Below are 19,187 nucleotides of genomic sequence, written 5' to 3'. Positions count from 1 at the left end.
TGTTGCAAATGCCATTGGGTCTGCGATTTCTTAAGTTAGCAGTCAGGTTGAAAAGGTTTACGCACTAGCTGAAATAGGAAGGGAAAAGGCCATGTCCGAAGCTAAAGAAATTGCGATGTCTGAAGCGATTAAGACGGGGGCTAAACCTGAATCCCTTGTCATTGTCGATATAGAAGATGTACCACTAGCCTATATGCCTGGGAATGCAACTCGTATCCGCGTGAAAGCAGCTGGGGAGTTGGCTCAATTTGAGATGAATGAATTGGTATAGAATGTGTGGAATAAAAGAGCTCTAGTTAAACTAGGGCTCTTACTTTTAGGAGGCAGAGGAAATAATTGAGGAGAAGAATATAGAGAAAATCAAAAATAACACGTTAATCATTGATGCTCACTTTGATCTGTTAATGGATGTTTCTATTCAAAGGGAAAGTGGGAGAAAAAAGGTTATCGAAACAGATTATTTTCACCGTTTTGTTCACGGTGGTGTAAATATCATCTTTGCCTCAATCTTTATAGATAACGGGTTTCTTCCCGAAATGGGACTTCGAAAAGCGCTTAATCAGGTGAGTGCTTTGCATGAAGAAGTGATGGGATCCCCTGATAAATTGATGATCTGCCGAAATAGCAAGGATATGTTGCTTGCACAAAAGACTGGAAAAATCGGTTTTCTTTTATCACTTGAAGGGGCAGAACCAATTGGAACAGACTTAAGCCTGTTAAGGGTTTTCTATGAATTAGGTGTTAGGAACCTAGGTTTAGTGTGGAGTAGAAGAAATGCCGTTGGTGAGGGCAGTCACTTTAGCCCCATTCGTGAAGGTCGAAAGGGTGGAATTACGGGCTTTGGGCTCCAAGTGATTGAAGAGGCAGATAGACTTGGTATGATGATTGATGTTTCCCATTTAAATGATGAAGGGTTTTTAGATGTAATTGAACATTCAAAAAAAACTATTATTGCATCCCACTCTAACTCTCGTGTACTGTCGAAAACGATGCGTAATTTAACGGATCAGCAAATTGAATCGATTGCTAAAAAAGGTGGGGTCATCGGTATAAATGCAGTAAGCATCTTTGTGGCAAAAGAAGATGAGAACAGTCATTTAGAGCAATATATAAATCATATTGATCATATCGTCAATTTAGTTGGAATCAATCATGTTGGCATTGGGTTAGACCTATGTGATGACTTTTTTAAGTATGTGAGTGCAAAGGATTTAGCTAGTATGCCACGAAAACCATTTGATGTTATTGATGGTCATCAGAACTTTTCAAACTTGATAGGTGGCTTGATTAATAGAGGATATAGTGATAAAGAGATAGAAAAAATAGTAGGTGGAAACTTTTTGCGGCTGTACTAAGAGGTTTTCGGTCGCCTTTTGTTGAATTAGCATGTAATCTGAAAATTATAATAAAAAGGAGAAGATTGTATGTTTCCAATTGAAGAAGTCCGTCAGCAATTCCCAGCATTAAACCGAATTTATAATGGCAAACAGGTAGCCTATTTCGATGGACCTGGAGGCTCGCAAGTGGTTGAGAGTGTTATAGATGCTATGGTTTTTTATATGTCAAAAGGTGGGGCTAATCTACATGGAGAATTCCCTACAAGCAAAGAAACAGAGCAGCACTTTGAAAATGCTAGAAAAGCAATTGCAGATCTTGTTGGTGCGAAACCAAATGAAGTGGCATTTGGTCAAAACTCTACTTCCTTAATGTTCTCCATTTCACGGGCTTTGTCTAAAACATGGACTAGCCAAGATAATATCGTAGTTACTGAAATTGATCACCGTTCTAATGTTGACTCATGGGCAACAGCAGCAAAAGATTCAAACACAGAAATCCGCTTTATTCCAGTAGATACGGAGACATTAACACTTGATTTATCTCGATTACATGAGCTTATAGATGAGAATACAAAGCTTGTAGCTGTTTCACTAGCATCAAATGTTATCGGAACTATAACAGATTTAACAAACATTGCCAAGCGTGCTCATGAAGTTGGTGCCCTTGTGGCTGTGGATGCTGTACACGCTGTTCCACACTTTTCGATTGACCGTGATCAATTAGGGGCTGATATTTTATTATGTTCTGCTTATAAATTTTTTGGACCTCACATTGGAATGGCTGTGATTAAAGAAGAAGTGTTTGAGCGTCTCTCAGTATACAAACTGCAACCAGCACCGACCTATTTTCCCGATAAATTAGAAACAGGTACCCAAAACCATGAAGCAATTGCATCCATTGAAGCATTGGTTGACTTTATTGCAAGTTTAGGAACAGGCTCGAATCGCAGGGAAAGAATTCTAAATGCCTTTTTATCAATTGAAGAATACGAAAATCAATTGGCGCGTAGACTTCGTCATGAACTTGCAAGCATTCCCGAAGTCACTTTATATCAGGCACCAGATTACGTTGCCAAAACACCAACAGTCGCCTTTACGATCAAGGGAGTCGATCCTGTTGAATTTTGTAAATGGCTAGCAGAACAACATGCCATCTTCCTTGCAAGTGGAGATTTTTACGCATCTACTCTTGCCGATAAATTAGGAATCAATGAAACTGGCGGATGGATTCGTGCAGGCTTTGCTCCTTATAATACACAAGAAGAAACAGATCGTTTAATTCATGCTATTCAATATTATGTAGAAACACATATTGTAAATAGAGCAAATAGTTAAGTACAATTAGGTTGTGGGTTTATCTTATTTTTACAGTCCTATATTGATGGGAAAAAACAGCTGACCATTCAAGCTGTTTTTTTATTACAATATTAATAGATGTTACATAAAGACATAGGAGAGATTAAATGTATGCAAAAATAAAATTTGCCACATCCATGGCGATATTCGGTTCAATCGGTTTATTTTCGGAAAAGACAGGTCTGCCATCGATTGAACTAGTTTTTATTCGTTGCCTCAGTGCAAGTATTCTTTTAGGTGCTATATGGGGATTTAGTACACTAAAAACAAAACAAGATAGGAAAATTTCGATTCCTCGTCGAGAATATTATCTTACCGTATTATGTGGGTTATTCCTGGTTATCAATTGGGTCTTTTTCTTTCGTTCTTTAGAAGTCATGCCTATTACTGTGGCTGTATCTATTTATCATTTGGCACCCGTTATTGTGCTCCTTTTAGGCTCTTTTCTCTTTAAAGAAAAATTAACAGGAACGGGATTGGTCTTTTTCTTTATTTGCTTTCTAGGAACATTATTAGTTGGAGGAATTCATCAGCATACAAATGTTGCAGAATTTTTATCCACCGGTGTTTTATGGGCGTTTGCGGCAGCACTCTTCTACGCTTTTACATCGATCACGGGAAAAGGAATTCAATTGCTTAGTCCGCTGTTAACAACTGTCATTCAGACGAGTCTCGGTGTCATATTATTGATGCCATTAGTGGATTGGTCAAGCTTTATCCATCTTACCTATGAAAACTGGTTTTACATCCTTGTCACAGGGTTTATTCATACTGGATTTGTCTATTACTTGTTTTTCGATAGTTTACGTGAATTAAAGGCTCAAACCATTGCTATTTTAGTCTTTGTCGATCCGGTTGTCGCGATCTTACTTGATGTAACAATTTTAAGCTACCGTCCTGATGTTTACCAGCTTATCGGAATATTGCTCGTGTTTGTGGGAATCAGTTATTCGCCTAAAAAGGAAAGAATGCTAGAACGGGCGTGAATTAAAATGTAAATTAAGAACGATAGATGGTTTGTCAGAAAAAAAATGAACAAAATGTATTATGATAATAAAATTTTAGTTTCTGGAGGTGAATCATGATGGATAATCTAATTTTAAAAGAGGTCGAAGCTATTTATAAACAACTGCTAGATGCATGGAATAATCGCGATGCTCGTGGAATGGCTGATTTATTCACAGAAGATGGCGAAAGCATTGGATTTGATGGCAGTCAGTCGATTGGCAGGGAAGAGATATTTTCGCATCTTGAACCAATCTTTATCCACCATCCTACTGCTCGGTTTCTTAGCAAAGTAAAAGATGTTCGTTTTTTGAGCTCTGAGACTGCTCTTTTACGAGCAATTGCTGGAATGGTGCCGCCTGATCAATCAGATATTAATCCAAAAGTAAACACACATCATACACTTGTAGTTGTAAAAAATGAAGGAATGTGGCGGATACAGCTGTTTCAAAATACTCCTGCACAGTTTCATGGCAGACCTGAATTAGTTGAAAAAATGACAGAAGAGTTTAGAGAATTGTTATAGTACTATTGCAAGAATTAAGGCTTGATCGTTTATACGACCAAGCCCTTATTTATGTATGTCTTAGGAGATGAGATACTTTAGGTATCGCTAATTTACTATTGGTTTTCCGTGTAAATTTGGAACGTAACACCGTACTTATCAGTTACGACTCCGTAAGCTGGGCTGAAATCTGTTTTTTGTAGAGGCATGCCTACTTGTCCACCGTCTTGTAATGATTCAAAAACTTGGTGAGCTTGATCTGTATTGTTAAGAGTTATGCAAATGGTCACTTGACTTCCGATTTGATGTGGTTGGCCAGGGAAAATATCGGAAAACATAAGGTCCGAGTCTCCAACTCTTATCGTTGCATGTGAGACTAGATCTTTTGCTTCTTCTGGTAACGGGAACTCCGGGTTAGGAGGCATTTGACCAAACGTGAGAATCCCCATAACTTCAGCATTAAATACCTTCTCATAAAATCCGATTGCTTCTTTTGCGTTTCCATCCATCATTAAATACGGTATGAATTTGAATGACATGTCTACTCAACTCCCTAGTTTAAGATCATATTTTGTAGGCTCGTCCACCAATATAGTGAATTCACCCCAATAATCATTCTATCCTATAATTTCAAGAAAAAACATTAGTTTTTGTCTAATAGTCGTAAAATTCAAATAAATAATATAAATTCGTTCTTTTGCTCTACACAATTAGATGGATCAGAACAAAAGAAATTGTATTTTTGTGGTAATATGGCAAGAAAGAGGATTGCAAATTTCGGACCCTATCCTTGCAATAAAAATAAACTAGGAAGTTAGAGTATGTAGGAGAAATATAATGACCCAAAATGAAATTGTTTTAGTTGTAAGTGTCTCGATATTCAGAGATAACAAGGTTTTGGTAATTAAAGAAAATAAACCATTTGCCATAAATAAGTGGAATTTTCCATCTGGACGTATTGAGAATAGAGAAGATATTCTCAATGCTGCTTGTAGAGAAGTAAGAGAAGAAACAGGACTTGATGTGAAATTAACTGGAACAACGGGTATCTATAATTTTATAAGCAGCTCCAACCATCAAGTGATATTATTTCATTTTATTGGTGAGGTTACTGGGGGAATATTGAAGCTTGAAGAGGAAGAGATTGTAGAAAGTAAATGGATGACACTTCCGGAAATTTTGAGTTTTAAGGATCAAGATCTTCGGGATGCAAATGTGATAAAACAAATTGTTAATCGCCTTTTAAAAGAAAAAATTCATTCAATAACCATTTTTAATGAACAATTAAAGGGATAAGAGTAAATGAGAGTTAATCCAGTGGAATTTTTATTTTCGCTATATTGTAAGGCCTGCGATCGAAAAAGATACAAGAAACTTATTGGAAGTGAGAAAGGAGAGGAGTTTGAAATGCAGAAAAAGTCCTCTTTTATCGGGTTAATTGCAGGGATGGCTTCAATAATTCTTTGGCTTGTTTTTCACTTCTTTAATCCTTATTCAAATCAGATTAGTTATGAAAGTATGTTTACCACTTTCCTGATGTTGGTTCTTCCTGCTTGCTTAGCAATATATTCCTTTTATAAGTCAAAAAAACTCTACATGTTAATTGCTTTCATTTGGTCTTTGCCCCTAAGTTTATACATGCTATTGACACCTGGCGTATTTCTCTTGTTTGGAATCACAAGTGTTATGTATCTTTTAAGCTATGTATTAATGAGGAAATGATTGTGTCAGCTTCTTTATTGGATGCTTTATTGTAACATTTCCATTAGGGGTGTGTTTTTTGAGGGGATTTTTTGATTTTTTTTACAAATAATTTTAAATTAATGATTAATCCATGGAAATTCATTGTGATAGTATCTTTAACTAATAAGGGCACTTCTTAAAATAGAAGCTGCCCTGTTTAGATTCATTTGGAAGAAATCGCTCGATATAATTGTTTGATCGTTTCGATGTGTAAAGCTTCATGGTAAAAGCTAAACAAAAATGCCTCTCCCGCTGTGTAAAATGTAATGCCGGCCCGATTTGTGAATGGAGTTGGCAGTGTTTCGTACAAACGATACTGAATAAAATCTTTAATTCTTGGTTTCTGTTCCTTCAAGACATCAGCAATCTCTATTAAAGATGGAGGTGTTCCTCTCCAATCTGCCGGTCTCGTTCCCGCATTAAAAAGCTGTTCATAAATACTCGGAATGTTCATCTTTTCGCCTAAAAGTCCAAAGACGAGCTTTTCCTGTACAAATGCAATGTGTCCAAAGTTCCAACGAATATTGTTGTTAAACCCTTTTGGAATAATATTTGCCACTTCTTCCGGTATTCTCATAATCGCTTGCTCAGTTATATTACGAACTGTTTCCATATGCTGAATAATTGTTTGCTCCAAGAAAAAATCCTCCTTTTTATTAAGCACTATTTTATATTTCGCGGTTTGCTTTTGCTTTTCCTATTAATATAGAAATATTCCCATTCATAAGATAAAATGTCCAATTCCAAGAATTAGTGCAAGGGATGTTAAGTACATATATAGAAACATTAACGATACAGAAGCTGAAAAGGGGAACGGATCAGAATGTTAAATATTGAGATAAGAAGACCAACGGCTGAGAATCTTAGGGAGCTAAATCACTTTTTTAGATTAGTCATTACAGACACTTTTTCTAAAGAAGGTATAGGGGATATGTTAGAAGATATAGAAGATGAAATAGAAGCTAAGAAAAAATACTTAAATCTTGATTTTGAAAGTGATGGGGAGAAACGATATTTTCTGATTGCTTTAAATAGGGATCGGATTATTGGCTCAATCGAATTTGGACAAGCAAGCGAGCTTATTAATCATTGTACGAACCATGCATTAAAAGACCTAGTGGAGGTAGGAACAGTCTTCGTTCACCCTGACTTTCAAAGGAAAGGGATAGGCAATAGGCTGCTGGATGCGATGTTTTTTACTTTGCTCAATAAGGGCATAGAAGAATTTTGTTTAGATAGTGGATATACAACTGCACAAAAAATTTGGAAAAAGAAGTTCGGGGAGCCACAATATCTATTAAAAAATTATTGGGGAGAAGGGTATGATCATATGATTTGGAGGATCAATGTTAAGGAATTTGTAAAATAAATTTTATTTTAAAAATGATACTTCAACGAATGCAGTGGTTGACATGGAAATTCTGCCGGAAAGAAAAACAAAATAGTATAAAGGTTAATTTTTCCAATGGAGGTGAAGCATAGGTGGAATTTAAAATTCAAAAAATAGAGGAATTAGAGACGTTAGAAATTTCCCATTTAGTTGAAGAAAGTAAAGCTGCCGGGTTTCGTTTCCTAGAAAAGCTGGTCGATGATTATCAAGATGGCACAAATCGTTTTAATAAGCATGGTGAATCATTATATGGTGTATATAATGAACAAGGCGTACTCATTGCCATCGGCGGGCTTAATATTGACCCGTATTCTAACAATCCGAAAATCGGTCGATTAAGAAGGTTTTATGTTGCAAGTGATTTTCGACGAAGTGCGGTAGGATCACTTTTATTAAGCAAGATAATCTTAGAGGCTAAGTATTATTATGAAGGTTTAGTCTTGCATACTGATACAGATCAAGCTGATTTGTTTTATACTGCATTTGGATTCTCTAAGACTTGTGACTACCCGAATTCAACTCATTATATAAACCTATACCAAAAAGGCATTATATAATTGTACAATGCCTTTTTAATGATGATTAAGTACTTTGGCGATGACAATAGTATCTATGTTTTTTGGCAGTTAATTTAAAAGTTATATATAAACAAATTAAATAGAATTCCGACTCTTTTTTATAAGCTCTATATATTGAATATCACCTAGCCCATAATCGGAAAATTCCCTCATTAGATCATACATAAGCTCTTTTTCAGGAACATTTGAATGACTTTTAATATACAGCATAAGGTCACTATCTTCATGTTGATAATTCAAGTAAAGCTCAATCCCCTTCATTAATGGTTCAGGGTAAATAGCGGCAGGCATCGTTTTATCGATCAAAACCTGTTTGTAAAGAGCATAATATCCATTAACTTCAAGTGTGAATTTTCCCAAGTGCTCATAATTGTCACTCATTAGATGAAGGTCAATTGTTTGTATACATTGTGTTTCGTTGAGCCATGCGAGAATAGTAAGGACATTGATCTGACAGAACATATCAGGACCAAACCATAATGCTAGGTGTGTAAAGTCTTTACTCAAAAGAGGCTGCAAAGGTTTAAGGGTGATTTCATGATATTGGACGGAAGTAACGTGATGAGCCTTTGCACGAATGGCGGCAAATTCATCTGAAAAAAGATTAGCGGATGTGTTTCCATAACACATCGCTTCGTTAAACGGAACCATTATCTCTTGTTGAAGGCATTGTGTTTTCTTAAAATATTTGTACATTTCTTGTCCGTTTAATACGTTTAATTTTTGTATTCGAGTCATGTTTAGACCACCCCTTAATAAGTAGGTTATCATGATTGAAATAGGTTAACAAATTCGGAAATTGGATTTTTGTGGTGATATTTTAGAAGGACTAAATTCTATGTATCTTTGAAGGTTTTTTTTGAAAAGCTTCAAATCAAAGAATAATGTAAGATTAAATGGAGGAAAAAAGTTCCAAGACTTATACAAAAACCGAATCTAACTCCAAAAAGAAAGATTTTAACTCTTAAGTAACAGGGCATCTCGTAAATAAGAAGATGCCCTTTTTTCATTCCTTTAGTTTAAAGGCAATTTTGGCTGCCAGCTGCTCATATAATCCTCAACTTCCAGCTGGTGAGCATCCTTTACAATATAAAGTGGACGGAAAGTATCAACCATGACCGCCAGTTCGCGAGTCTCTTTTTTACCGACACTTTCTTCAATTTTGCCAGGATGTGGTCCATGTGGAAGTCCGGACGGATGAAGGGTGATAGAACCTTTCTCAACCCCGCGGCGGCTCATAAAATCACCATCCACATAATAGAGTAATTCATCGCTGTCCACATTGCTATGAACATAAGGAGCAGGGATGGCCTCAGGATGGTAGTCGTATAAACGTGGCACAAATGAACAAACGACAAAATTGTATCCTTCAAAAGTTTGATGGACAGGTGGCGGCTGGTGAACACGTCCTGTTATTGGTTCAAAATCATGAATACTGAACGCATAAGGATATAAATATCCATCCCATCCAACTGCATCAAGCGGGTGAAAATCATACTTATAGGAAGTAATCATTCCTTGTGCCCGGACCCGAATCTCAAATTCCCCTTTTTCATTTTTAGGCTCTAATTTTTCCGGTGTCCTAATATCTCGCTCGCAAAATGGAGAATGCTCAAGCAGCTGTCCAAATTCATTACGATAACGCTTTGGAGTAACGATAGATGAATTGGATTCAACAATTAAAAAGCGTGCTTCTTCTGATTCCAAGACAACGCGATAGGTAGTGCCTATAGGAATGACAAGGTAATCGCCAGGCCCAAAACTCAACTCTCCAAAAATACTTTCAATTTTACCGGTTCCTTCATGAACAAATAGCATTTCATCGCCCTCGCCGTTCCGATAGAAATAATCCATCTGGAGATTAGGACGTGCCACGCCGATCGCTAAATCATCGTTTGCCATAAAAATTTTCCGTGCGGAGAGAAAATCGCCTCCAACATCCGTATTCCAAGTATGAAAATGGCGATGCCTTAAAGCCCCTCTTTCTTCAAATTCATAACGAACATCACAAATTTTTTCCGCTTTTTTAACTTGTGTCGGCGGATTAATATGATAGATAAGTGACTGGATGCTGGAAAAACCTTTCGTACCCATTAATTGCTCATAATAAAGACTTCCGTCTTCTTGACGAAATTGAGTATGCCGTTTATGGGGGATTCGGCCCAATTTAACGTAATATGCCATAGTCTAAACTCCTTTTACATTTATATTTCAGATTTTCACAGATGATTGATTGCTTAATAGTTTTGCTTCTGAAAGTGCCGGTAATATCTTACCGGATACTTCACCAAAACCAATTCGATACCCATCTCCTTGGCAAAATCCGCTGATTGTCACGGTATCACCGTCTTCAATCCAGCTGCGCTCACCGCCGCCGTTAAGCTGGAGCGGTTGTTCACCTCGCCACGAAAGTTCCAACATGCTGCCTCGTTCCTCTCGATTAGGACCGCTGATTGTTCCGGATGCCTGCATGTCACCAGGGCGTACATTGCATCCCGTTATAGTATGATGGGCTACTTGTTGGGCAATAGACCAATACATATAGCTGAAGTTGGTTTTTGTAATTCTAGTTTCCTTACCTGTATTCTCAGGTGTTAAATAAACTTCTAGATTAATATTAAACGCTCCATCTGTTTTCTGCTGCAGGTAAGGTAATGGCTCGGGCTCTTGTTTGGGTCCAGCCGTGCGAAAAGGTTCAAGTGCTTCCAATGGTACAACCCAAGGCGAGATGGAAGTGGCGAAATTTTTCGCAAGGAAGGGGCCAAGCGGCTGATACTCCCATGCTTGAATGTCACGTGCGCTCCAATCATTTACAAGAACGAGCCCAAAAACATGCTCCTCAGCCTGATGAATGGGAATAGGTTCACCAAGAGAATTCCCAGGGCCGATAAACCATCCTATTTCAAGCTCATAATCAAGCTGTGTGCATGGACCGAAAACTGGATATTCCGAATCCTTTGGCTTTCTTTGACCTAAAGGGCGTCGAACAGGGGTGCCGCTTGGAACAATCGAACTGGCTCGTCCATGATAACCAATTGGCAAGTGTGTCCAATTGGGAATTAATGCATTTTCCTTCCCTCTAAACATGGTTCCTACATTGGTTGCATGTTCCTTTGAAGCATAGAAATCGGTATAATCACCAATCTCTGCCGGAAGCAGCATCGTTACATCTTCCACTAGATGAAATGCTTGTTCACGAAGAACGTTATCATCACGTAAAACAGGCGTGTTTTCATCTAAAAGGTACTGAAGTTTTGACCTAACGGCAGACCAGACTGAACGCCCAAGTGCCATAAATGGATTTAGAGAAGGAGATGAAAAAATATTTTTTCCTTCCACACCTGTACCATCTAATAAGCCGGCTTCTTCAAGCAGGGATAAATCAAGTACATAATCCCCAATGGCTGTTCCAACACGAGGACGTTTTCCGGATACTTGGAATATGCCATACGGTAAATTTTGAATCGGGAAATGTGATTCCGGTTTTGTTTCAATAAAAGATTTTTTCATCTGAATTCCTCCTTCTGAAATAATGCTAGCTCTCCAAGTTCTTCCCGTGGTTCATCAAAGCTGCAGCTTCCGTAAGAAAGAGCAAAAACATCGCGTGCAGCGTTAATTTCTAGAGAGCTGACAGCTAAATTGCGCCAGATGAGTTCATTTGTTGTAAAAGTAAAATTCTCCGGGTTATCTTCAAGTAATATCGCTTGGATCGTTTCTTTCGGAATGGAAAGGCTATGGGCCATAATTGATGCAGTAAAAACGTTTACGAATCCATGCATAAAGGTTCCAACTTCTTTGCGGTATTGGCGAATGGGATGGTGGAGACCAGCAGTAAATTTTAGTGAAAGTTCTCGCTTTTTGCATTCATGGATAACAAACGCTGCCTCTTCCGGAGATGGAAACAAATTTGCGGCAATTCCACCCATACGAAATTTAATTCCAATAGGTCGTGAATAGTCTTGATTAAGAAATTTGATTCTATCTAACGAGGATTGCAGCTGCTCAATAGTTCCTGCTATTTCACAATAAATTCGATATCCCGAAATGAATTTATCAAGCTTATCGAAGATCCCTAAATTCATTTGTAAGGATGGTGGGACTTCAATCGCGTCTATCATTCCAGCTGTTTCGTATGTTTCCATAAATAGCTGAATAGCATTCAAATCTATTTTTAACTCGTCAGACTTTGATAGAATAATAGACAGTCGAAGGGGGTACTGTTCATTAAATAAATCTCTAAAAGATTCTAGTTCCCCCAATTGAGAAGCTGGAATAACAAACGGTCCAAGCATCCAGCTATCCTCTTTATGTAAATAAGAATGATAGTTTAAGATCGCTGCTCTAAGAGGAAGTTGTGCAGGAGGGAACAAGCCTGCATAATCAATCAGTTCTGTCATGAAATGACTGATCGCATCCTCTTTCCAATTCACCTTTACTTTTGCTAACAATTTACCAGCACCTCCTAGGAGGTCATGCTAGATATGAAACTGGCATGACCCCGATTCGATTATATATTCCCGCGAAGTTCCTGCTCTCGTTCAATTGATTCAAATAAGGCCTTAAAGTTTCCATTACCAAAGCCAAGTGCACCTTTTCGCTGAATGATTTCGATAAACATCGTTGGCCGGTCAACAAGTGGTTTTGTGAAAATTTGGAGTAAATACCCTTCATCATCCCGGTCAACAAGAATATTTAGTTCCTGTAGCCGTTTTATATCCTCATCAATTTCCCCAATACGATTGGCGAGGTCTTCATAATAGGTGTCAGGAGTATACAGTAATTCAACTCCGTTTTCTCTAAGGGCTGCAACAGTGCTAATGATATCATTGGTTAATAGAGCAAGATGCTGAACCCCTGGTCCATTATAGTAATCTAGGTACTCCTGAATCTGAGACTTGCGTTTTCCCTCCGCGGGCTCATTAATTGGGAATTTAATCCGTCCTGTTCCATTCATCATCACTTTTGACATAAGCGCAGAGTATTCAGTGGAAATATCTTCATCATCAAAATGCTTAAGAACGGAAAAGCCAAAAACTTTTTCATAATAATTGACCCATTCTTCCATTACTTCAACGTTCCCAACAAGGTGGTCGAAACCAATTAGGCCTGTAGGATTCGCTCCAAAAATATCCTCTCGGGCTTCAAAGCCTGGCATAAACACACCCTTGTAATCGATCGGTTCAATAAGCGTATGAATAGTATCTCCGTAAGTACCGAGTATCGCCTTTTTCACTTTTCCATTTGCATCTTCTTCCACCCATGGTTCCCGTATTGCAATACCACCGCGTTCAATCGCACCTGCATAAGTCTTTTCCAAGTCCTTAACTAGAAGGGCGATATCCTTCACACCTTCCCCGTGGGTTTTAATGAATGCTGCAATGTCAGTTTGATCCGATAAAGTTCCTGTTAGGATTAAGCGAATGGCCCCCTGCTCCAAAACATAGGAAACACGATCACGGCTGCCTGTTTCCAATCCTCGGTAAGCTACAAGCTTGAAACCAAATGCTTTTGCGTAATAATAGGCAGCTTGCTTGGCATTTCCTGTGTAAATTTCTAAGTAATGAACATTTTTGACTGGAAATACTTCTTCTTTTTTTGCAGTAGGTTTTGCTATCACTTTTTCAACCATTTGTATCGCTCCTTCAAGTGTTTTAGTAACTAACAAACAGAATGTTCAAAATATAATGCCTGTAATGTCAAACATCATAATACATAAAAAAAACGTGAGCAAACCTAGGAATTAATGCGTTTTTTCTTTGTAGTTTTAACTTTTTAATGCATTAAAGTTAATGTGCGTTGAGGCGCGTTCTTGCAGATTTTTAAAAATCCCATAAAATATGGGAAATAAAAAAGGAGTGGTACATGTGAGTATTAAAGTAAAATTTTGTCCTTGTAATTTCGAAGATGAGCTCGAAGAAACAAAAGATAAATTAAGGGAGCGTAGGGATTTGGAGGTTATTGAAGAAAGATGCCTGTTGTATTGCGGACAATGCTTAATAAAACCATTCGCGCTTGTAAACGGAAAAAATATTGTCACTGACATACCAGAAAAACTTTATGAAAAAATTGATCAATATGTGACTGAAACGAAAGAAGGAGCGGGTTGTTAATATAAATCAAGTATTTTACAAAGTTTCTTAACTTTAATGCAGGAATGTAAAAGCGTATTAATGCAATGTTGCTTTGAAGCTTAAGTTTGCAGTACTAAAAATTTAAATATAAAATTTAGAAATATCAGAAATATCTTTCTTTTTTCTTGCTTTAACACTATTACCACGATAGAATTAGGAGGAGTGATAGGAAAAATAGCAAATTAAATTAATATGTGTAATGTATGTGATATTGTGTTGGTTTATTTTGCATACATTATCTGAAAACTTAGGGTGAAGGCAGGATAAAGTTTATATTAAAAATCAATTAGTCTTAAACTCTTTTAGATCACGTTTATAAATATTTACATGAAAATATTGTAAACGGATTCATACCACCTGGACAATTGGTATCGGTCAGTCCAAGATAATACAGATTACTGAATTAATTATCGGAAACGTCAAAAGTGTCCAATGAATATTATCTTATGCTTTTGTAAGTATACAAAGTAAGACTTTTCTGATAATTAAGAGAAGCTTTTTACTGGGTTGTATAAAGAGACTGATAATGATGAAAGGTTGGTGGGGGAAAATAAAGAGTATACATCCATCTCAGACTTTGCAAGAACAGGCTTACCAATATTTATACGAAAAAATTATTAACGGTGAAATTTCTCCAGGAAGCCGCTTAGTTGAGCAGAAAATTGTCGAGGAAACGAAAATAAGCAGGAGTCCTATTCGTGAGTCGATTCGCCAGCTGGAAAGTGAAGGATTAGTAACAGTTCATCCACGTGGAGGAGTAAGGGTATACCGTCCCACGCACGAGGATTTTAAGCATCTGTACGAATGTAGGATAAGTTTTGAACCGACTGCATCCTATTATGCAGCTCATCGCTTAAATGAGATGCGAAGGGAGCGTTTGGATCAAATCATGTACAGTATGAGAAGCGCAATTGAATTGAATGATACACTCAGCCTGAAAAAATACAGCAGGGAATTCCATGACACCATTGTAGAATTCAGTGGAAACCCATACTTGAAAAAGTTTATGAACCAGTTAAGGTCTTTTGTCTTGTTTTATCAGAATGCCATCTTTAATAGTTATGACCGCTTGTTAATAGGTTCAGTAGAACACGAGGATATCTGGCAGGCGATTAGGAATGGAGATGGAGAAGCAGCGAAAAGGCTGATGCAGGACCACTTAAAAAAAGATTATGAATTTTATCTTTTGGAATATGGCAAAGCAAATCCTAAAATTGAAAAGATATAAAGTAAATAAAGACTATCATCATATCTTTCCTAAAAAATACTGACTAACTTTACGTATACGTTTTCAGAATAATCAATTATTTAGGTTTCGCGGGTGATGAAAACGTGGTGATGCAGGGACTTAAAATTTTAAAGTTGTGTAAACACAGTATGACGGTTAATTAAAAATTCTCTAGAGAGGTGACTATAAAAATAAACACTATCAATATGTAGTAAGGGTAATTAATAAAAAAATAGGTTTCTAGGCTTAAGATAAAATATTTACTCAAATGTTTTGAGTAATTCAAATTTATTTAAATAGGAAAGAAGGTATTGATGGGTGGCTAGATTAAAATTATACCAAATATTTTTTAGTATTTTAACAATCTTTCTGTTAGTAGGCTGTAGTGATGATGCGAGTAGTTCAAATAAGGAATCTGAAAAAAAGGAATCTGAAAATCAGGATAAAGCAAAAACGTTAAAAATGGCATTCTATGAGGAACCTGCTACCCTTGACACCCATCTAGTTCCTTCAGCAGCGGCAGCCCATATTGCAGCAAACATATTTGAAACTTTATTAACTGTAGACTCCAATGATAATATCCAGCCGATGCTGGCTGATTCCTGGGAAATGAGTGATGATGGACTATCAATCATTTTTCATCTGAGGGAAGGAATACCGTTTCATAATGGAAAGGAAATGGCAGCAGAGGATGTGGTCGCCTCGATGAATCGATGGATTGAAATTTCCCTTTACGGCCAACAGGTATTTGGTGAATCTAAGTTTGAGGAAATTGATCAATATACAGTTAAGTTAGTGCTTGAAGAGCCAACATCCATAGCGCTTACTGTACTGGCATTTGGATCAGGGCATTTTCCTGCTATTATGCCAAAAGAAATCATTGATAATGCAGGGCCAAACGGAGTTCAAGAATATATTGGAACGGGTCCATTTAAGATGAATGAACATCGAAAAGACCAATATATTAATCTGGTGAAACATCAAGAGTATAAACCACGCAGTGAAAAATCAGATGGGTCTGCTGGGGCTAGGCTAGCATTAGTGGACGAAGTGTATATAAATTTCGTGAAAGACCCTTCCACTAGAATTGCTGGAGTTATGTCAGGCGAATATGATATCTCACTTAACATTCCTTCGAATAGTGTAGGACAACTAGAAAATGATCCAAATATTAATATTCATGTTGAGCCTAGTGGGAATCTGGAGCTTTATTTTAATAAGAAAAAGGGAGTTTTTACTGATAAAAATGTCCGTCAAGCTGTGGCAGCGGGTATCGATTATGACGAAATCATGCAAAATGCTTTTTATGATGAAAAATACTATGACCTTACCCATAATGTCATGCTGAAAAGGCAAGAAAATAAATGGAACAGTGACAATGGAAAGGATCTCTTCAATGTCCATGATCTTGATAAGGCAAAAGAATTTCTGGCAAAAAGCAGTTATAACGGAGAAGAGATTGTCATTTTAACAAGACGTGACACAGATGCTATGTATAAATCTACTGTTGTACTTCAACAACAGCTTGAGCAAATTGGAATCAAGTCAAAGCTTGAGGTTGTTGATGGTGCTACCTACAGAGAACTTCGGACGGATGAAAATGCTTATGATATTTTTCCTGTAACGAATGTTCCAAGAGCTGAACCTTTAACAAGTCCATTCTTTGCCCAGAATAATCTTGGATTTACCGACAGTAAAGAATTAGAAGCAATAGTTGCTGAATTTAATTCTAAAAAATCAATAGAGGAAGCGATCCCGTTATACGATGACTTACAAGCATGGTTTTGGGATTACCTGCCGATCATTAAGTTAGGCGACATGACAAATATAAACGCATCTCAAAAGAATATTGAAAATTTCAAATATGCTGATTCCATGATGCTCTATAATGTGGAAGTTTTAGATTAAAAACTATTAAAATAGTTGCCTAGTTACGATCGAAAGACAGTAACTAGGCAATTACATTCATTTTAATGGGAGTTTTTATACAAACTTTGGTTGATAAATACTATCTAAAGGGGGGGGAAGTTTGTTTGCATATTTATTAAAAAGGATTCTTTCGACTATCCCAGTTATATTTGTCGTATCCGTTGTCATATTTATGCTCATTCATTTAACACCAGGTGATCCAGCTTCATACATATTGGGCAATGAAGCCACTGAGGAGCAAATTAAAGATTTAAGGGAACAACTAGGATTAAATGAACCTCTAATAAATCAGTATGTTAATTGGTTAGGTAATTTAATACAAGGTGACTTAGGGTTTTCCTATGCTACTGGGGATTCTGTCGGGGCTATGATTATTAATAACATTTGGCCTACATTATCTCTAGCTATCCTTGCAGAATTAATTGCGATTTCTATCGCAATACCTCTAGGGATTATAGCGGCTCTTCGGAGGGGAACGATGGTGGATCAGACAGTAATGGGCCTCTCTTTAATGGGAATGGCGGTTCCTGGCTTTTTACTTGCACTTATTTTTATTTTATTTTTTGGCGTTGAATTAAGATGGTTTCCTGTAGCTGGGTATGCCCCCCTCTCAAGTGGATGGGAAAATCATCTTCGCTTCTTAATCATGCCGGCTGTTGCCTTAGGGGCTATTCAAGCTGCTCTCATTGCACGTATGACGCGTTCTTCTATGCTGGAAGTGCTGAATAAGAACTATATTAAAATGGCTCGATCAAAAGGGGTTTCGGAGACTCGTATGTTATTTAACCACGCACTGCAAAATGCCTTTATGCCAATTCTGACGGTTATCGGACAAACTTTTGGAGTCCTAGTAACGGGAGCCGTAATCATTGAAACGATCTTCAATATCCCAGGTATTGGTCAACTAATAATCAATTCCATAGAGCGTCGAGACTATACCGTTATTCAAGGGGTAGTTTTATTTGTTACCTTGGCATATGTTTCTATCAATCTGATTATTGACCTATTGTACGGTGTAATAGATCCGAAGGTGAGATTAGAGTAATAGGGGGATAGTTGATGGAGAGTCAACAAGTATTAGTCCAAAGTCGTAAATTACTAAAGGAACAACACCGATTATTATTTAAGCGCTTTTTGTCAAATAAACTGATGCTTACAGGAAGTGTCATTCTCTTTTTTCTCTTAGCTGTTGCAGCTATCGGACCCTTTATTGTTACGTACAGCCCAACTGAAATGCTGGCTAAGGAACGGCTGGCTGCTCCTAGTGCTAGTCACTGGCTCGGAGTTGATAATTTTGGTCGTGATTTATTGGCACGAGTCGTTCATGGAGCAAAAATTTCTATGGGAATCGGAATTGCCGTTACCTTAATCACCTCATTAGTAGGTTTAGTTATTGGTGTTTATGCCAGCTATTACCGCATATTAGACCATATATTAATGAGGATTTGCGATGGTTTAATGGCGATTCCTGGTATCTTACTTTCTATAGCTCTAATGGCTGTATTAGGTCCTAGTATTACAAATATCATTATTGCTCTTAGCATTGTATTTACCCCCTCTATAGCTCGCGTAGTTCGTTCGGTCGCCTTAGTTGTTTATAGGGAGAATTATATTGAAGCGATCAAATCGCAAGGTGCAAGCCCAACTAGAATTATCTGGCGCCATATTGTTCCGAACACGATTTCAGCCTTAGTGATTCAGGCCACATTTATTTTTGCCGAAACGGTTATTGTTGAAGCCTCATTAAGTTTTCTTGGGGTGGGGGTCCCTGTCCCAACTCCAAGCTGGGGAAGTATTTTATACGATGGAAAATTTGAGATTTTCCAAGCATGGTGGATGGTAGTATTCCCTGGCGCCATGATTATCCTAGCAGTTGTCAGCTTAAACATGTTAGGAGATGGACTACGGGACCTAATTGATCCTCATTTTCAAAGTGCGAAAAAGCTGAAGAAGGGGCGTTTAAGAAAAAAATTGACTTAAAGGGG

21 protein-coding genes are annotated in these 19,187 nt (G+C 37.4%); 14 read left to right on the top strand and 7 right to left on the bottom strand.

Translation table 11 applies throughout. The features are described 5' to 3' along the window. Nucleotides 1-91 precede the first annotated feature (91 nt). The 5 genes from V7122_RS25675 to V7122_RS00645 all read left to right on the top strand — a co-directional run bounded on the left by V7122_RS25675 (nt 92) and on the right by V7122_RS00645 (nt 4,224). Nucleotides 92-271 carry a hypothetical protein gene (locus tag V7122_RS25675; protein WP_438824755.1) on the top strand — a complete coding sequence of 60 codons (180 nt, stop codon included), beginning with the start codon at nt 92-94 and terminating at the stop codon, nt 269-271. A 61-nt stretch (nt 272-332) separates the two neighbouring features. Continuing rightward, a complete protein-coding gene (locus tag V7122_RS00660) occupies nt 333-1,355 on the top strand; it encodes a dipeptidase (protein ID WP_335525578.1) in 1,023 nt (340 codons plus the stop codon). A gap of 69 nt (nt 1,356-1,424) precedes the next feature. Beyond that, nucleotides 1,425-2,672: a cysteine desulfurase-like protein gene (locus tag V7122_RS00655; protein ID WP_335525396.1), complete on the top strand. Its 1,248-nt coding sequence runs from the start codon at nt 1,425-1,427 to the stop codon at nt 2,670-2,672. A 128-nt stretch (nt 2,673-2,800) separates the two neighbouring features. Beyond that, nucleotides 2,801-3,679, top strand: coding sequence for a DMT family transporter (locus V7122_RS00650; RefSeq protein ID WP_335525394.1), 879 nt, complete (start codon nt 2,801-2,803; stop codon nt 3,677-3,679). A 98-nt stretch (nt 3,680-3,777) separates the two neighbouring features. Beyond that, nucleotides 3,778-4,224, top strand: coding sequence for an SgcJ/EcaC family oxidoreductase (locus V7122_RS00645; RefSeq protein WP_335525393.1), 447 nt, complete (start codon nt 3,778-3,780; stop codon nt 4,222-4,224). A 95-nt stretch (nt 4,225-4,319) separates the two neighbouring features. On the opposite strand, the gene V7122_RS00640 is transcribed toward V7122_RS00645, so the two are convergent. Continuing rightward, the gene (locus tag V7122_RS00640; protein ID WP_335525391.1) at nt 4,320-4,742 is read right to left on the bottom strand and encodes a VOC family protein; all 423 of its coding nucleotides are present in this window, start codon (nt 4,740-4,742) and stop codon (nt 4,320-4,322) included. Between the two features lie 298 nt (nt 4,743-5,040). Here V7122_RS00640 and V7122_RS00635 point away from each other — a divergent pair, with 298 nt between their 5' ends. Beyond that, nucleotides 5,041-5,499, top strand: coding sequence for an NUDIX hydrolase (locus V7122_RS00635; protein WP_335525389.1), 459 nt, complete (start codon nt 5,041-5,043; stop codon nt 5,497-5,499). Between the two features lie 6 nt (nt 5,500-5,505). Next, the gene (locus V7122_RS00630) at nt 5,506-5,925 is read left to right on the top strand and encodes a hypothetical protein (RefSeq protein ID WP_335525387.1); all 420 of its coding nucleotides are present in this window, start codon (nt 5,506-5,508) and stop codon (nt 5,923-5,925) included. A 184-nt stretch (nt 5,926-6,109) separates the two neighbouring features. On the opposite strand, the gene V7122_RS00625 is transcribed toward V7122_RS00630, so the two are convergent. After that, nucleotides 6,110-6,583 (bottom strand): DinB family protein, encoded by a 474-nt coding sequence (locus V7122_RS00625; protein WP_335525386.1) that lies wholly within the window; start codon nt 6,581-6,583, stop codon nt 6,110-6,112. Between the two features lie 186 nt (nt 6,584-6,769). Between V7122_RS00625 and V7122_RS00620 the strand changes: the two genes are divergently transcribed. Beyond that, nucleotides 6,770-7,315 (top strand): GNAT family N-acetyltransferase, encoded by a 546-nt coding sequence (locus V7122_RS00620; RefSeq protein ID WP_335525384.1) that lies wholly within the window; start codon nt 6,770-6,772, stop codon nt 7,313-7,315. 113 nt (nt 7,316-7,428) lie between these two features. After that, nucleotides 7,429-7,893, top strand: coding sequence for a GNAT family N-acetyltransferase (locus V7122_RS00615; protein ID WP_335525382.1), 465 nt, complete (start codon nt 7,429-7,431; stop codon nt 7,891-7,893). Between the two features lie 96 nt (nt 7,894-7,989). Here V7122_RS00615 and V7122_RS00610 read toward each other — a convergent pair whose 3' ends face one another. The 5 genes from V7122_RS00610 to hppD form a co-directional block, all read right to left on the bottom strand. Continuing rightward, complete coding sequence (locus V7122_RS00610; protein WP_335525380.1) at nt 7,990-8,652, bottom strand: AraC family transcriptional regulator; 663 nt, start codon at nt 8,650-8,652, stop codon at nt 7,990-7,992. A gap of 276 nt (nt 8,653-8,928) precedes the next feature. Then, nucleotides 8,929-10,098 carry a homogentisate 1,2-dioxygenase gene (locus V7122_RS00605; protein WP_335525378.1) on the bottom strand — a complete coding sequence of 390 codons (1,170 nt, stop codon included), beginning with the start codon at nt 10,096-10,098 and terminating at the stop codon, nt 8,929-8,931. A gap of 27 nt (nt 10,099-10,125) precedes the next feature. After that, complete coding sequence (gene fahA, locus V7122_RS00600; RefSeq protein ID WP_335525376.1) at nt 10,126-11,424, bottom strand: fumarylacetoacetase; 1,299 nt, start codon at nt 11,422-11,424, stop codon at nt 10,126-10,128. Beyond that, a complete protein-coding gene (locus tag V7122_RS00595) occupies nt 11,421-12,362 on the bottom strand; it encodes a hypothetical protein (RefSeq protein WP_335525374.1) in 942 nt (313 codons plus the stop codon). Before V7122_RS00595 ends, fahA begins: the two co-directional genes overlap by 4 nt. 59 nt (nt 12,363-12,421) lie before the next feature. Further along, nucleotides 12,422-13,543 carry a 4-hydroxyphenylpyruvate dioxygenase gene (hppD, locus tag V7122_RS00590; RefSeq protein WP_335525372.1) on the bottom strand — a complete coding sequence of 374 codons (1,122 nt, stop codon included), beginning with the start codon at nt 13,541-13,543 and terminating at the stop codon, nt 12,422-12,424. 235 nt (nt 13,544-13,778) lie between these two features. Between hppD and V7122_RS00585 the strand changes: the two genes are divergently transcribed. The 5 genes from V7122_RS00585 to V7122_RS00565 all read left to right on the top strand — a co-directional run bounded on the left by V7122_RS00585 (nt 13,779) and on the right by V7122_RS00565 (nt 19,182). After that, the gene (locus tag V7122_RS00585) at nt 13,779-14,024 is read left to right on the top strand and encodes a DUF1450 domain-containing protein (RefSeq protein WP_335525371.1); all 246 of its coding nucleotides are present in this window, start codon (nt 13,779-13,781) and stop codon (nt 14,022-14,024) included. Between the two features lie 547 nt (nt 14,025-14,571). Then, nucleotides 14,572-15,273 (top strand): GntR family transcriptional regulator, encoded by a 702-nt coding sequence (locus V7122_RS00580; protein WP_335525369.1) that lies wholly within the window; start codon nt 14,572-14,574, stop codon nt 15,271-15,273. A 318-nt stretch (nt 15,274-15,591) separates the two neighbouring features. Further along, on the top strand, nt 15,592-17,181 hold the full coding sequence (locus V7122_RS00575) for an ABC transporter substrate-binding protein (RefSeq protein ID WP_335525367.1): 1,590 nt from the start codon (nt 15,592-15,594) through the stop codon (nt 17,179-17,181). A gap of 121 nt (nt 17,182-17,302) precedes the next feature. After that, nucleotides 17,303-18,247: an ABC transporter permease gene (locus V7122_RS00570; protein WP_335525365.1), complete on the top strand. Its 945-nt coding sequence runs from the start codon at nt 17,303-17,305 to the stop codon at nt 18,245-18,247. 14 nt (nt 18,248-18,261) lie between these two features. After that, nucleotides 18,262-19,182 (top strand): ABC transporter permease, encoded by a 921-nt coding sequence (locus tag V7122_RS00565; protein WP_335525363.1) that lies wholly within the window; start codon nt 18,262-18,264, stop codon nt 19,180-19,182. Nucleotides 19,183-19,187: the final 5 nt, after the last annotated feature.

The organism is Bacillus sp. JJ1532, from assembly GCF_036965085.1.
GTDB lineage: Bacteria > Bacillota > Bacilli > Bacillales > Cytobacillaceae > Cytobacillus.
Note: the sequence above shows the minus strand (reverse complement) of the source record. Positions and strands in the feature narration are given on the sequence as shown.